Here is a 15,216-nt window from a genome sequence, read left to right as displayed (position 1 = left end):
ACTATTGGGGTACAAGTGGAAGATTTAGACGAATGCCTGTTTTTGTTCTACCAACACTTACAGAAAAGGGGTGAGGAGGTGTTTTTAGAGGCTGTTTTTGTAAGTAGCTGAACGGTAGGGTGGTTTACATGCTTTTTCTATATGCCGGAGTATGAAATCTTTCGGTGTAGCGTTTCAGAAAGCTGTTTTATTATGGCCGGTGATGTTTCAGAATGTTGTTCTATTCTGTTGGTTTAACTTAAAAGCAGTATGTCAATTTCAGTGCTGGGAGCTATAGGTAAGGTTTGGCTGATATTTGTAGTGGTTTACGACCTGCCTTGTAAAGGCAAGCACGGGAGAGGCTGGAGTGGCACACGTAAAGCCTTCCACGATCGCGCACAGGTGGGTAGACAAGCAAAAGGCTCCTGCAAAGATATGGGGAAAGTTGGCTACGGCAGCCATGACAGGAGTAACAGCTGTAGTTGCCCGGAACTGTAAAAGCCAATCATTAGAAGGCAACGCGCTACTGCCGGATTGGGGAACAGGAGGCATTCCTTTGCCTATGTTGACAAAGGGGCAAACCTAAAAGGAGCCCTCCACCTGGAAAGGCCCTTTTAGGTACAATAATTTAAAAGCTACTGAAGACCAGAAAGGTACTTTGATAGCTGCTCAGAAGTAGAAGTTGTATATAGTTCTTATGCTTCAGGTAAAAAATTTAACTTGTTAAAGCACTAGCACGCTATTGCTGCTACCAAACTCATTAGGCTTCTGATCGTCTGCCTCTGGCTCATTCATCCATTCTGTCTTGTTCACCCGGTATCTGAATTCGTGCTGGCTGTTTTTAGGAAGAGAAGCATCATATGTAAAAGTGCCTCCTTTTTTCTTGCTCATGGTTGCAGGGTTTTCCCAATCATTGTTCAAGCCCAGGATTTCTACCGTTTCGGCATTCTCATTGTTTACCGTGAACTTCACCTTGCAAAGATCTTTTGTCTTAAGGTATGTTTTCTGTATCATCTTTTAAATTTTATATGGATAATCAAATATATACTTTTATGCGAATAATCAAAAAAGGTAACCTTATAAATGTCAAAAAATCAATTGAATAGGAATCAGCGCTGCCTCATTTAACTGGCTGGGTACTAATGGCTGCTACTGGTTTTACCGCTTGAGTGGAACTGAGTCAGGTTGCTTTATCGTATTTTTCCATGCTCACCGAATTAATGCAGAACCTGAGCCCAGCTGGCTCAGGACCGTCGTTAAAGACATGGCCCAGATGACAGTCGCACACATTGCACATTACTTCTATTCTGTTCATCCCGTGGCTGTTGTCGAAGGCATATTTTAAAGCACCTTTCGTTATTGGCTGTGTAAAGCTAGGCCAGCCGGATATAGCGTGGTACTTTTCATTTGAGTCAAATAAGAGGCTACCACAGCCAACACAGGTATAAATTCCTGGCTCATAGTCACGGCAATAAGCGTTTCTATAGGGGCGTTCTGTTCCCTTTTGCCTTATAACCTGGTACTGCTCCGGCGTAAGTTGCTGCTGCCACTCTTCCTCTGACTTTTCTACTCTTCTACCAGGTTCAGGATTACTGTACTTGGCAAATTTTACGACGTCTATCCAACGTAATATCATGCGTTTTTGTTGAGATTTTTTTTACTAAAAACGAGAGTCAGGGCGATGTGTTTGCCCCTGGTACTGAAGTACAGCGCGGCTGCAGCGGCTTATGGCCAGCCGCTGCAGCTTTTACATGTGGTCAGCGGCCTCTGGAAAGTGAGTACGAGCGAGGACGCCTGTGCAATGGGAACAGCATTGTGCGTCAAAAAAAGGGTGTTGAAGAGGAAAGCATATGCTATTTCCTTTTCAACACCCTTATCAGAGCCTGACGATGCACTTTGGCAGGCCAGACTTACAACCTCTCTGTTTTACCTAGCCGGCAACCGCTTCTTTTTTTACCTGCTCTGGCATATCCCATTCTTCTGCATTAGGGATATTTAGTTTTTTCGCGCTGAAAACAGGATCAAGGCCGGCATCGCGTTGTGCCTGATAGTCTTTGAGTGCACGGAGTGCAGGCTTTCTTAGTAAGATAATGGCTATCACATTCAACCAGGCCATAATACCCACACCAATATCGCCTAACATCCAGGCCGATTCAGCTGTTTTAACAGAGCCGTAGAAAGTGGCTGCCAGGATAAGCGCCCGCAATCCCCACAGCAGCCATTTACTACCCTTCGCGTTCAGGTACGTGAGGTTCGTTTCTGCAATATAATAGTAGGCCATAATGGTAGTGAAGGCAAAAAGTAACAGGGAGACAGCCACAAAGCCACTGCCGAGGGAAGGAAAGTAGGTGTTGACTGCCTGCTGCGTATACTCCGGTCCGAAAGCCACGCCTGGCAGGTTTTCTACTATAAAGCCGCCCTCTGGGTTCACCACATTGTATTGCCCTGTGAAGAGGATCATGAAGGCAGTTGCGGTACAAACAAACAGCGTATCTACATAAACTGAAAACGCCTGCACCAGTCCCTGCTTTGCCGGGTGGCTTACTTCTGCCGCCGCCGCCGCGTGCGGTGCGGTACCCTGTCCGGCCTCGTTTGAGTAAATTCCCCGTTTCACACCCCAGGAGATGGCCATCCCGAACACTCCTGCAAAAGCAGGCTCAATGTTGAAAGCTGAACTGATGATCAGGCTGATGACAGCAGGCACTTCCGTGATGTTCATGGCGATGATGATGACTGTCATCAGGATATAGGCACCTGCCATAAAGGGCACAGCAACCTCTGCTACCTTACCGATACGCTTTACACCACCGAATATTATCAGCGCCAACAGAGCGGTAACAGCGGCTCCCGTTACAGCCACAGGTATGTTAAAGGCAGTGTTGATGCTGGAGGCGATGCTGTTGCTTTGCACGCCGGGTAAAAACATGGCCATACTCACAATAGTGGCTACGGCAAACAGCACCGCGTACCATTTTATGCCCAGTCCCTTTTCTATGTAATAAGCAGGGCCACCGCGGTATTCTCCGTTTTTTACCTGCTTGTAGATCTGTCCCAAGGTAGCCTCTACAAAAGCAGAGGAACTGCCCAGGAAGGCAATCACCCACATCCAGAACACAGCTCCCGGGCCGCCCATGGCAATGGCCGTTGCCACACCGGCAATGTTTCCCGTACCAACCCGGCCGGCAATAGCGATAGAGAACGCCTGGAAGGAACTTACTCCTTTATCTGAGGATTCCCCATTGAAGAGCAGGCGTAGCATTTCCCGCAGGTAACGTACCTGCAGAAAGCGTGTGACGACGGAAAAGTAAATTCCGGCACCCAGGCAAAGTATAATAAGGGCATTGCTCCAGACAATGTCGTTGATCGCGCTAATGATGTTATCCATGTGGTTTTTTCGGCAGGGGTAAAGCAGCCTGAAACTGCTGTTTTCCCGGTATTTGTAGGTGAAACTGTTTTTCTCAGCCTAAAGTAAGCGAAATTTTATCATAATCTTACCAAAGCACTTGTTCAAGTAGTATGGCGTCAGCTTCCCCTGATGTCAGGGACCGCTCACAGAACTGGTTTATCTATTATGGGAGAGGACAGATGCTTTACTTGCTGCTGATTCTTATAAAGCCCCGGTCGTAGACTCTTTTCTGGGTAAATTCATCTGTCTCATACCATACATCCGCTACATAGGCAGGCGTAATGTAGGTAGTGGCAAATTCCTGGTTCCCGTTGATGGTCTTGTAATCTGTCACCATCTCATATCCATCTTCGAGTGCTTTATAGTACGCATCGTCATCGTCCAGTTCGGCGGCATAGCGGTTGTATACCTGGTGGTATTTGTCTGTGATGGCCTCATAATGGCGTTGCAGTTCCGGAGTTTCAAACTCCATGAAGCCCTCTTCGTCTCTTGTCCATTTACCCTGTATTTCCATACCTGCTAAGATAAGAGAAGGAGCCGGGAAATGAACAGTAGGTGAGCAGGATTTCAAAATAGCGCCGGCGCAGGTATGGTGAACCAACGCGTGAAGCAGGAAGCAATACTGCACGGAAAGAACCCTAAAAAGCTTGTTGGAATAACCTGATAACTTAAACTGCATGCTAATGGAAACTTTTTGCCACATTAAATGTCTGAATTTGAGTGAGCACCTGCTTCAGCATCAAATTGACTGTGTTAGTTTCAAGAAATCTACCGTAAAAAGATTAATTTCATCCAACCTTCATAGCACTATCAGATTTATATGGCACAAACAGTCCGGGCGGCAGAGAAAAAGAGGCTAAGCTTCTGGCAAATCTGGAACATGAGTTTCGGGTTTTTAGGTATTCAGTTTGGCTTTGCGCTTCAGAACGCTAACGTCAGCCGGATTTTCGAAACCCTTGGCGGCACCGAAATTGCCCTTTACTGGCTGGCAGCGCCTGTTACGGGCCTGGTGGTGCAGCCAATTATCGGTTACTTAAGCGATAGAACGTGGCACCCGAGGCTGGGTCGCCGCCGTCCTTTCTTCCTGATTGGTGCCATCCTGGCTTCAGCCGCTTTGTTTGTGATGCCGAACGCCTCGGTCCTCTGGATGGCAGTAGGCATGCTCTGGATTCTGGATACGTCTATCAATGTGTCGATGGAGCCTTTCCGGGCGCTTGTTGGCGATTTGCTCCCTTCGAGCCAGCGCACGCTGGGCTTTGGAATGCAGACCTTTTTTATTGGTGCCGGTGCCGTAATAGCCTCCTTACTCCCTTATATTTTCTCTAACTGGATTGGTGTTCCCAATACAGCTCCTGCAGGGATGATTCCGCCCTCTGTGAAGTGGTCTTTCTATGTGGGTGGCATTGTGTTTATTTCTGCCGTGCTGTGGACAGTGTTCAGAACAGAGGAATATCCGCCGGAAGACATGGAGGCCTTTGAGGCCGAGAAAAAGAACACCAGCTTCAGCGAAGGGGTAAAGGAAACAGTAATGGGTATTTTTCATATGCCCAGAACGATGCTGCAATTGGCCGTGGTGCAGTTTTTCTCCTGGTTCGCCCTTTTCTCCATGTGGATTTACACTACTAAAGCCCTTACCAGCCACGTGTATGGCACCTCCGACACGACCTCCCTGCTCTATAACGAGGGTGCCGACTGGGTAGGGGTGTGCTTTGCTGTTTATAATGGTGTGTCAGCTGTTTTCGCCCTGCTGCTGCCTTACCTTGTTAAACTCACAAGCCGAAAAATTACCCACCTGATTTGCCTGGTAATGGGTGGCCTTGGACTGATATCTATCTACTTCATAGAGAACCCGATGATGCTGCTGGTGTCCATGGTGGGCGTGGGCATTGCCTGGGCCAGTATCCTATCCATGCCTTATGCTATTCTGGCGGGGGCTTTGCCTGCCAAACGCATGGGGTACTACATGGGTGTGTTCAACTTCTTTATTGTCATCCCCCAGATTATAGCCGGGGCCGTACTCGGTTTCATGACCGATGAGCTGTTTGGCGGAGAGGCCATTTTCGCCCTGGTGCTGGGCGGGTGCTCCATGATACTGGGAGGCTTCCTGACCCTGATTGTAAATGACGTGGATGAGCAGCTGGCTTAAACTAACTGTGAAATTCAGACACTTCCAAAACAGGGACTGCCGTTGAAACATGCTTTTTAAGCTATCTTGTTATATATTTAGATTCTGTTCTAAACTATAACACATGATACTTAAAAAGCTTTTACAGGTCACCCTGCTGGGAAGCGCTTTATATGCCCTGCCGGATACGGTACAGGCGCAGGGCACCCGCCTGCTGCGGCAGCCTACCATCAGTGAAGGCCATATTGCCTTCGTGTATGCCAACGATTTGTGGATAGCGGACCGCAAGGGAAGCAGTACTGACCTTGGCTTCGCCCGCAGGCTTACTTCCAACGAGGGGGCCGAAACCAATCCCCATTTTTCACCCGATGGCAAATGGATTGCCTTTACCGGCCAGTACGACGGGAACACCGATGTGTACCTGATTCCGGTGGAGGGCGGCCAGCCTAAAAGGCTCACCTGGCACCCGGGCAACGACGACGTTACCGGCTGGACACCGGATGGTAAATCTGTGCTCTTTGTTTCTGCACGCGACGGCCACCCTACGGCAAATTCTAAATTTTACCAGATTTCAGTAGAACAGGGCATGCCACAGGCGCTGAAGATACCGCAGGCAGCCAACGGCGAGCTGTCGGAGGACGGGCAGTTTGCAGCTTATCAGCCTATATCTTTCTGGGACCCGGAGTGGCGCAATTACCGGGGAGGGCAGGCCCAGCCTATCTGGATTGTGGATCTGAAAAACTATTCCCTGAAGCAAACGCCACAGGAGAACAAGGAACGCCACACCAGCCCGGTCTGGATGGATGGCATCGTGTACTTCCTGTCTGAACGAGACTTTGCCAACAACATTTGGTCTTACAACCCCAAAACAGAAGAGCTGAAGCAGCATACCTTCCACAAGCAGTTCGATACAAAGAACCTGGATGCGGGTGCTGGTATGGTGGTGTATGAGCAGGGCGGATACCTGCACCTGCTCAATCCGAAGACAAACGAGACGAAGCAGCTGGCCATAGAGGTTAGAGGCGACTTTGACTGGGCACGCCCACGCTGGGCTGATGTGTCGCCTACGCAGCTGACGCATGCTTCCCTGAGTCCTGGTGGTAAGCGGGCCTTGTTTGAGTCGCGCGGAGAAGTATTTACAGTGCCGAAGGAGGAAGGAGACTGGCGCAACATCACCCGCACACCGGGCGCTGCCGACCGTTACCCGACCTGGTCGCCGGACGGTAAAAAGATTGCCTGGTTCTCCGATGCCAGCGGTGAATACCAGCTCATGATCGGAGACCAGGAAGGACTGACCAAGCCGCGGAGCATCGCTATTCCGAACCCTACGTTCTTCTTCCGCCCGGAGTGGTCTCCCAACAATAAATACATCGCCTTTACCGACACGGACTATAATCTCTGGTATGTGGAAGTAGCCAACGGGAAAATAAAGAAAGCAGATACCGAAGGGTACGCCCACCCCGACAGAACCCTCAACCCGGTCTGGTCTCCGGACAGCAAGTGGATTGCGTACACGCGGCTGCTGGAAAATCAGTTCAAAGCAGTGAAGGTGCACAACGTGGAAACAAACCAGACCCTGCAGCTCACAGATAAAATGGCCGATGCCCTGTCCCCGGTTTGGGATGAGAGCGGCAAATACCTGTACTTCCTGTCCAGTACCAACTTTGGCCTGAACACCGGCTGGCTGGATATGAGCAGCTACGACCGTCCGGTTACCAGAAGCCTCTATATGATCGTGCTTTCCAAGGACACACCGTCTCCGTTGCTGCCGCGCAGTGATGAGGAAACGGCGCAGGGCGAGGAAGAGGATCAGAAAAACGTGAACCTGCAGGATGGCAAATCCACGAAAAAGGAAAAAGAAGTCCGGACCAGGAGCGGGCAGAAAGGCGAAGCCAAAGTGGTGAAGCCTGCCGTGCAGGTGAAGATTGACATAGAGGGGTTAAGCCAGCGCATCATCCCCATCGATATACCGGAGCGCAACTATACCGGGCTTCTGCCGGGGCCGGAAGGGCAGGTGTTTTACCTGGAGAGCATCCAGAATCAGCAGGGCGATAACCTGCACCGCTATAGCCTGAAGGATGCCAAATCTACTGAGTACCTGACCAAGGTGAATGACGCGGCTGTTTCCTTCGACCGTAAAAGCCTGCTGTACCGCAGCGGAAGCAATTGGAGTATCGTGAGTGCCACAGGCAGTGCGCCCAAGGCTGGCGATGGAAAACTGAAGCTGGCTGATATGAAAGTGAAAGTGGAGCCTGCAGAAGAGTGGAAGCAGATTTTCCGGGAGGGCTGGCGTTACCAGCGCGACTTCCTGTACGTGGACAACGTGCACGGTGCTCCCTGGGATAAACTCTACGAATGGTACAGCCCCTGGCTGGAGCACGTGCGCCACCGTTCAGAACTACACTATATGATTGACATCCTGGGCGGGGAGGTATCCGTGGGCCATTCTTACACTTCGGGTGGTGACTTCCCGGATGTGAAGCGTGTGCCGATTGGTTTACTGGGCGCAGACTATGAGGTAGACAAAGGCTACTACCGCATCAGCAACATCTACAACGGCGAGGCCTGGAACCCTGATTTGCGCGCCCCGCTTCGTGCCCCCGGCCTCAATATCAACAAGGGAGATTATATCCTGGAGGTAAACGGCATGGACGTAAAGGCACCGGAGAACATCTATAAGTTCTTCGAGGCCACTGCCGATCGCCAAACTGTACTGCGCATCAACAGTAAACCAACTATGCAAGGCTCCCGCCTGGTAACGGTTGTGCCAGTGGCTAACGAGACCGGCCTGCGTCGTATGGCCTGGATTGAGGGCAACCGCAGAAAAGTAGATGAAATGTCGGGAGGCAAGCTGGCCTACGTGTATGTTCCAAACACCGGGCAGGGCGGGTACACCTACTTTAACCGGTATTATTTTGGGCAGCAGGACAAGAAAGGCGCCGTGATTGATGAGCGTAACAACGGCGGTGGATCCGCAGCCGATTACATGGTTGATATTATGGGCCGGGAACTGCACGGCTACTTTAACAGCAAAGTAGGAGAGCACCGTCCATTTACCACGCCCATGTCCGGTATCTGGGGACCAAAGGTGATGATAGTAAACGAAATGGCGGGCTCTGGTGGCGATTTGCTGCCGTACCTGTTCCGCAAGATGGAGATAGGACCTATTGTGGGCACCCGCACCTGGGGTGGCCTCGTCGGTACCTGGGATACGCCTCCTTTCATTGATGGCGGCCGTATGGTAGCACCGCGAGGCGGCTTTGTGGATGCCAACGGTGAGTGGGCCGTGGAAGGCGAAGGCGTGGCGCCGGACATCGAGGTGCTGAACAAACCGGCAGACGTAATTGCCGGCAGGGACCCGCAACTGGAGCGTGCCGTGGCAGAAGCAATGGAACTCCTCAAAACGCAGGAGGTGCAATTAAAGCCCGAGCCTGCTGCACCGAACCGATGGCGACGTCCGGAAGGATGGGAGAAAGAGGCAGCATCTCCAAATCAATAAGGTGTAGTTTCTGCTGAAGGTAAAATGAATTATGGGAAAGCGGTGTAGAGGTTTCTGCACCGCTTTCCTTTTTCAGGGCGGTTGCTTCAATTGGTCAATCAGTGCGAAATAGAAAACCTCCTGTCTTAGCCCAGAAACAGTTCATAGGCTTAAACAGGAGGTTTTTCGTCTTTTGATTTATCTATCCTCTTGTAATTTATCTACCCTCTTGCAGAAGCGTCTTTCTTTCTGCAATAGGCATAGGCATCAGCCATGGTAGGCAGAATATTCAGCACGCTATTCAGTCCCGCCTTCTCAATTATTCTGTTGATCTTTGGGTTGAACTGATAAAAGAGCAGGGTAACGCCATTGGACTCTGCTTTGCTGCACAGTGAAAGGAGCATGCGCAACGACTTTGTTGGCAGGGAAGAGATGGATTCACAGTCTACCCAGACAGTTTTGTTTTTTGACAGGGATGCGCATCGCATTACATGCTCCAATAAGGTGCAATCCTCTGTGTCTACACATCCTTTCGCCATTACCAGGCTGCAGTACTTCATATGTTGTACATAAACTGCCATTATTTATCCGTTTGTTTTATAGTGTAGTGTATTTTCTAGTCCCTCTTCCAAAGGAGGCTTTTACTTTTTATAAAGGTACTACTACAAATTTTTTTGTTAGACAGCGGAAATACGTAATCTCTTTTGTTGTAAATACTTAACTTTTTGTTATTGCAATCGCTAATGTCGTGGAGCCGGCAGTGGCTAAGCAGTTTGAGTACGGTTATGTCCTTGTAAGTGCATTGTTTTCAGTTGTTTATACGTGTGAAAGCAGTGTTTGGTCTAGGGTGTGGAGTGGTGCCGGGGAGAAAATTATCTGGTGATGAAGTGGGTGGAATACTCCTGCCAAACTACAACCCCGGTAAAACAAAAGCCCTGTAGGGGGGACTACAGGGCTAGTGCTAATCTAAACACAAACAACCAACAAATGTATTACTAACCAAAAAGTATATAAAGCTTCAGCCCAAGGAAAAGCGAAGCATTAATAGCGAATAAAAGGTGTTGTATGGCTGATAGACTGATCATAATCAGCGAAGCCCACAAAGTAATCTCCAATGAATATTCCGGCACCGTTATTAACCGCACTGGCTACTTCTACATGGTGAATCATGTTGCCATCTATCGTGGCAAATCCAACATGCTCCTCCTCCTGCGTGCCTGCCTTTAGTACAGCAATAGCTGACAAACATGCACTCTTGTAGCAGCTATGTGCCTGCGCCTGGGTAGATGGGTGAACGGTGGTATTCATTGTAATCGGGGGCTTAGGGTTTTAATACGTTACAATTTTACGCATACCAGCCCTTCAGGAACAGGAATATTAAGAGCTGCAGGTAACATGCATAAGCAAGCTGTCTGAAGTGTCTTTTGTGCCCGAATTGGCGCTTACAGGCACTAGATCAAGGACATGCCCGTTACTACTTAAGAAAAACGTGATGCTCTATTTGATAAAAAATAGCCAAAAGTAACATTTTAGGTCCTGCTATTTTTAGAAAAAGTTTCACCTAAGTAGTGGCTGCACGTGTACAGGGCAAGCACGGTGAAGGTCAGAAAAGCGCCTGGAAAGGCTACCAGCCACCAGGCGGAGGTGTTGGTGCGGATATTTGAAATTATCCTGCCCCAGCTAACGAGTGTGGTCGGTACGCCAATGTTAAGGAAGGATAGGGTTGATTCAAGAGCGAGTAAGCCTCCAAGGCCAAAGGTAAATGCCACTAAAACAGGACCTGCCAAGTTGGGTAGCGCGTGCCGCCAGAGGAGTTGTTTGGAGCTAAGGCCGATGCTCTTTGCCGCCTCAAAGTAGGGCAACTGCTTTATACGAAGCATTTCTGCACGCGCGAGGCGTGCCACACCAGTCCAGAGGGTTAAAACGAGAATAGCTGAAAGCAGTGGTACGGAAGGGGGCAGGAAGGATGCCAGCACCAGTATCAGTACAAAGCGGGGGATGGTGGAGAGGCCTTCTATCAACCGCAACACTAGCTGGTCGACGGGTACAGCTACTTTTCTGTGCATGAAAGTTTCTTTTTTATGTAGCAACATGAAAAGGCCAAAAAGTAACATGAGGAGCAGCGCACCGGCCAGGAAACTAACAGCAAGCGGTGTTATTCCCAGGTTCAGGTGTACAACCTGCAGGGGCAAATAGATGCCGTAGTAACAAAAGCACCAGATGCCCGGCAGGAGCAGGATCAGACTGCTGCTGCGTACCCTGAGGCCCCGGTCAGCATAATAACCTGCTCCCGCACCTAAAGCTAACCCCATGAGCGTAGCCAGCAACATAACAGGCACGCTGATGAGGAGTGCAGTACGGGCACCATACAGCATGTTTGAGAGCACGTCTCTTCCTACACCGTCTGTTCCCAGCAGGTGCCGTGCCTGGTTCAGGGGAACCGCAGCCTCAAAAGGGGGTTGAAAGGTGTGTGCTAAATCAAGCTCGTTTGGTGCGTAGGAGAGGGGCAGGAAGGGCAATACCAGCACCAGCGCGAGGAGCAGCAGCAGGTAGCCTCCCGCCAGTTGAAAGGCGATTTTGCTGCGCCAGAGATAGAGTATGTTTTGCCAGACCTGCCTCATGCCAGTTGCTGCTTCAGGCGTGGATCAGCCAGGGCATAACCCAGGTCTGCCAATACGAAAGCAACTATCCTGAAAGCGGCTATCACCAGCACAATGCTCACAAGCACAGGGTAGTCACGGGCCAGCACCGATTCTATCAACAAGCGCCCGATGCCGGGTACAGCAAAGACAGTTTCGATGACAAAGGTGCCAGCCACTAAGGAGGGGAGGAAATCGGAAACCAGGGTGATAATGGGCAGCAACGAGTTGCGAAGTACGTGCCGCCGTATGATAGCGCCCTCTGCCAGTCCCTTTGCTTTGGCTGTGCGGGTGTAGTCTGCCTGTACCGCCGATTGGATAGAAGCATAAACCTGGTTCGTAATGTACGGCAGGTTGGCCAGCACGAGGCACAGCATGGGCAGGGTCATGTACTGCCACCATTGATTCAGTTGTTCCCAGATGCCTGGTTGCCGGGGAGAATAATAGCCCATCCCGAAAACGGGGAAAAGCTGTATGAAATCGGGGTTAGCCAGCAACACCAGCAACAGCAGCGCCAGCACAAAGAGAGGAATGCTGTCTGTAATAAAGAGTAGGGGTAACAGGACCTTCCGTAGAGCTTTTCCCTTTCTCCTGGTCATCAGGATGCTTAGTTCCAGCGCCAGTACCAGTGTAATGACCATGCTACAAAGCAGGAGCCACCAGGTGTTGCCGATAGCCTCTGTTACAAGTGCCAGTGCCGGGCGGTTGCTTCTAAAGGAAGTGCCTAAGTCGCCTTGAAGAAGCCGCATAAGCCATTGATGGTACTGGTTATGGCGGCCATGCCAGCTTACCTGCGGAATCAGAAAGGCAAGCGACGACCGCTGCTGCTGCAATTGGCGCACCTGTGCCAGCACCTGTTCTGCAGCATGCCTCACGTGCGGCTCTTTTGCCTCTGTTACGGTATGCATGGCCGCAGTTTGCAAAGCTGTATTGTTCACCTCTGTCTGCAGGGTTTGCAGGTGATGTTTAAGCGATGTGTCAGGGTAAGCTTCCAGTTGCTTCTCAAGTAATTTCACGCCTGAAACAAATGCCTCTGCATTACGCGTGCTGCCGTAGTGCCAGGCGAGCTGCCGGAGTTGTGTTTGTTCTGTTTCGGAATAAGTGAGCGCAAGGGAATCCGGCGGCTGGGGTGCCGGGTTTACCGAGAAATAAAATAAAGGCAGGTGCTGGCCGGTTCTCCGGACGTAACTGAGGTAGGCTGCCTGCCTGTCGCTTTCTGTCGCCTTGCTGTAATATCCGGCATTGTCATGTAAGAGGCGTTCGGTGGCGAAAGTCCCGGGTAACAGCCTGCTGAGCAGGAACACAGCAGTAGCCATCAGCCACAGGGCAGGTATAGCAAGAAGCAGCCGCTTGAGCAGGTAAGGCAGCATGAAACGTTACTTATTTCTGAAGCGTGAACGCGCTCACATCATAATTTGGCTTCAGTCCGGATACTTTCACATTATCGAACCGGCGGTGCACAGCAAGGCGATCTTTGCGGTAATACATGGCAATGAAAGCAGCCTCATCGTGCATGATTTCCTGGAGGCGCTTTAAAAGCTTTGCTTTTTCTTCCGGTGTTTCAGCTGTATTGATGGCGTCCAGCACACTGTCGCTTTCAGATGTGCCAAAGCCGGTTACATTATTGCCTCCCGCAGAAGCGAAGGAGGTGTGAAGCAAAGGCTGGAAATTAAACACAAACGGATTGCCGGAAAGCGACCGGAAGAACATTTCATATTCATGAGCTTTTATCTTAGGGCTCAGTAAACTACTCTCCATAGCCTGTATCTGTACAGGCACACCCACTTCTGCCGCTCTTTGCTGGAAAATAATAGCGGCTGTTTCAAATGTATTACTACCCGCTTTGTAATTTACTTCTATGGTTAGCTGCTCTCTTTTGCCACCAATGCTTTTGTACCAGCCATCCTGTTCTTTCTGCCACCCTGCAGCCTCCAGTAATCCGGCTACTTTTTCTGCGCTGAAGCTGTGAGGCGCTAAGCTACTATTATAGTATTCTTTTACAGAGGGAGGAATGGGGCCAACTGTGGGAGAGGCATAATTTCGCTGTGATACCTGTATTACGCTGCTCACGTCTAGTAGATGGGCAATCGCCTGTCGGGTGCGTTTGTCAGAAAGCTTAGGGGAACGGGTGTTAAGCCCGGCATAAACAAATTCGTAGGCATCAGGAGAGTAGAGGGCATAGTCCTCCTGGAAACTCTCATCCTTTTTGATTTTGTCGAACTCAGCAGCTTCAATGTTTTCTAACACATCAAGCTGCCTGTTTTTGAGGGCCAGCAGGGCCGTGGTGTTGTCAGGGATAATCTGGAAGCTGATGCGTTCAGGGATGGCGGTCAGGTGCTGTGCGCCCTGAACATTGTTTCCCCACCAGTCCTCTTTGCGTTTCAAGGCAAGGTACTGCCCTTTTGCCCACTCCTCCAGCAGGTAGCCGCCGCTGCCCTGCAGCATACTGGTGCTTTGCCCATACTCCGGAGAGTTGAACTTAGCTGCAAATGCCTTTAAATCTTGATTGTCTTCTAGCTCGGAAAGGCTTCCGCTTAGTGCCGCCACCTCAATGGACTGCAGCAGTGCTTCTGGGTCAAATAAATACGCTGGGAGTATAAAGTAATCTCCCGTCAGCAACTCCATTTCAGGGCTGTATCCGGCACATACCAGGGTAAAGCGCTTAGGATTGGAGGCATCAAACCTGATATCCTGGATGAAGCCTACCTGTGGTTTCAAAAACTCATTGTTGAGCAACGGAGCTTTCAGCACTTTCAGGGTAAAGGCAACATCTGCTGCTGTTACCGGAGAGCCGTTTGTCCAGGTTGCTTCTTCCCTGATCTGGTAAGTAAACAACGTTACGGAATCCTGTCGCTCCACCTGTGGCATATCAGCCACCAGGAAGGGCTTTAACTTGTCATCCGCCAGGTCTGCACTCAACAGGCTCTGAAACAGCAGGTTTATTATCTGGAGTTCTCCCGCATCGCTGTAGCTTACCGGGTTAAGTGTTCCCGGTTCCATCGCCAGTCGTACCCGCACCTCCTCAGGTGCACGAGCGGGCTGGCTGCAACATGAAAGTACTACTAATAAGCTAACTAAAAATAACCTGAATTTCCTCATTATACTTCCCCTTTGGCTAATGACACACTTAAGGGCAAGTTAGGGAAAAAGAGTGATGTACTTAAATAGTATTTGCCGTACCGCTCAAGTTATTCACCAACCCACTGTCCTGTACCACCTTGAATTGTTAGTGTTGGAGATGGTTTTGTCTCTGCTGGTTTTGTATTGTCAGCTGGCTTCTGACCATTGTTGAATAATACTCCAAGCTGTAAAATAAGGGCTGTAATTAATGATACCATGTCTTTATAAGTTTAAGTGATGTTACAAATATTCAAATAATTGGCTTATGAATAAAGGAATATTTTGAGCAAAAAGTAACTCGGATTATTTTTTTGTATTGTAGTTTTATTTTTATTATTATGCTTCAAAAGCAATAAATCTTACTCATTATAGTAGTGCATAAATATAAATATTACATAAAGTAACATTTATATACTATATTTACGATATAAAGTAACTGAAAGCTTAGCTGAGAACAAAAGAATAGCTA

Annotated in this window: 13 protein-coding genes; 3 read left to right on the top strand and 10 right to left on the bottom strand. The window is 49.5% G+C overall.

Going from position 1 to position 15,216, the window contains the following annotated elements:
* Nucleotides 1-249 precede the first annotated feature (249 nt).
* Nucleotides 250-477, top strand: coding sequence for a hypothetical protein (locus ACYVB1_RS02975; RefSeq protein WP_460920382.1), 228 nt, complete (start codon nt 250-252; stop codon nt 475-477).
* A gap of 225 nt (nt 478-702) precedes the next feature.
* Here ACYVB1_RS02975 and ACYVB1_RS02970 read toward each other — a convergent pair whose 3' ends face one another.
* The 4 genes from ACYVB1_RS02970 to ACYVB1_RS02955 all read right to left on the bottom strand — a co-directional run bounded on the left by ACYVB1_RS02970 (nt 703) and on the right by ACYVB1_RS02955 (nt 3,899).
* Nucleotides 703-993, bottom strand: coding sequence for an isoamylase early set domain-containing protein (locus tag ACYVB1_RS02970; RefSeq protein ID WP_460920380.1), 291 nt, complete (start codon nt 991-993; stop codon nt 703-705).
* A gap of 166 nt (nt 994-1,159) precedes the next feature.
* Nucleotides 1,160-1,615: a peptide-methionine (R)-S-oxide reductase MsrB gene (gene msrB / locus ACYVB1_RS02965; RefSeq protein ID WP_460920378.1), complete on the bottom strand. Its 456-nt coding sequence runs from the start codon at nt 1,613-1,615 to the stop codon at nt 1,160-1,162.
* A gap of 294 nt (nt 1,616-1,909) precedes the next feature.
* The gene (locus ACYVB1_RS02960; protein WP_460920376.1) at nt 1,910-3,364 is read right to left on the bottom strand and encodes an alanine/glycine:cation symporter family protein; all 1,455 of its coding nucleotides are present in this window, start codon (nt 3,362-3,364) and stop codon (nt 1,910-1,912) included.
* Between the two features lie 205 nt (nt 3,365-3,569).
* Entirely contained in the window at nt 3,570-3,899 is a 330-nt protein-coding gene (locus ACYVB1_RS02955) for a hypothetical protein (RefSeq protein WP_460920374.1), read from the bottom strand.
* Nucleotides 3,900-4,205: 306 nt separating this feature from the next.
* Here ACYVB1_RS02955 and ACYVB1_RS02950 point away from each other — a divergent pair, with 306 nt between their 5' ends.
* Nucleotides 4,206-5,531, top strand: coding sequence for an MFS transporter (locus ACYVB1_RS02950; protein WP_460920372.1), 1,326 nt, complete (start codon nt 4,206-4,208; stop codon nt 5,529-5,531).
* 103 nt (nt 5,532-5,634) lie between these two features.
* Nucleotides 5,635-9,009 carry a S41 family peptidase gene (locus tag ACYVB1_RS02945; protein ID WP_460920370.1) on the top strand — a complete coding sequence of 1,125 codons (3,375 nt, stop codon included), beginning with the start codon at nt 5,635-5,637 and terminating at the stop codon, nt 9,007-9,009.
* Nucleotides 9,010-9,209: 200 nt separating this feature from the next.
* Here ACYVB1_RS02945 and ACYVB1_RS02940 read toward each other — a convergent pair whose 3' ends face one another.
* From ACYVB1_RS02940 to ACYVB1_RS02915, 6 genes are all read right to left on the bottom strand, one after another.
* Nucleotides 9,210-9,548, bottom strand: coding sequence for an STAS domain-containing protein (locus ACYVB1_RS02940; RefSeq protein ID WP_460920368.1), 339 nt, complete (start codon nt 9,546-9,548; stop codon nt 9,210-9,212).
* A gap of 481 nt (nt 9,549-10,029) precedes the next feature.
* Nucleotides 10,030-10,296, bottom strand: a complete 267-nt coding sequence (locus tag ACYVB1_RS02935) for a hypothetical protein (protein WP_460920365.1) — start codon at nt 10,294-10,296, stop codon at nt 10,030-10,032.
* Between the two features lie 221 nt (nt 10,297-10,517).
* Nucleotides 10,518-11,609 (bottom strand): ABC transporter permease, encoded by a 1,092-nt coding sequence (locus ACYVB1_RS02930; protein ID WP_460920362.1) that lies wholly within the window; start codon nt 11,607-11,609, stop codon nt 10,518-10,520.
* Nucleotides 11,606-12,997: an ABC transporter permease gene (locus ACYVB1_RS02925; RefSeq protein WP_460920359.1), complete on the bottom strand. Its 1,392-nt coding sequence runs from the start codon at nt 12,995-12,997 to the stop codon at nt 11,606-11,608. The genes ACYVB1_RS02930 and ACYVB1_RS02925 overlap by 4 nt, the downstream gene beginning before the upstream one ends.
* A 10-nt stretch (nt 12,998-13,007) precedes the next feature.
* On the bottom strand, nt 13,008-14,645 hold the full coding sequence (locus tag ACYVB1_RS02920) for an ABC transporter substrate-binding protein (RefSeq protein ID WP_460920357.1): 1,638 nt from the start codon (nt 14,643-14,645) through the stop codon (nt 13,008-13,010).
* Nucleotides 14,646-14,815: 170 nt separating this feature from the next.
* Nucleotides 14,816-14,965: a hypothetical protein gene (locus ACYVB1_RS02915; RefSeq protein WP_460920354.1), complete on the bottom strand. Its 150-nt coding sequence runs from the start codon at nt 14,963-14,965 to the stop codon at nt 14,816-14,818.
* Between the last annotated feature and the right edge of the window lie 251 nt (nt 14,966-15,216).

The sequence above is a fragment of the Pontibacter brevis genome (genome assembly GCF_054779655.1).
Note: the sequence above shows the minus strand (reverse complement) of the source record. Positions and strands in the feature narration are given on the sequence as shown.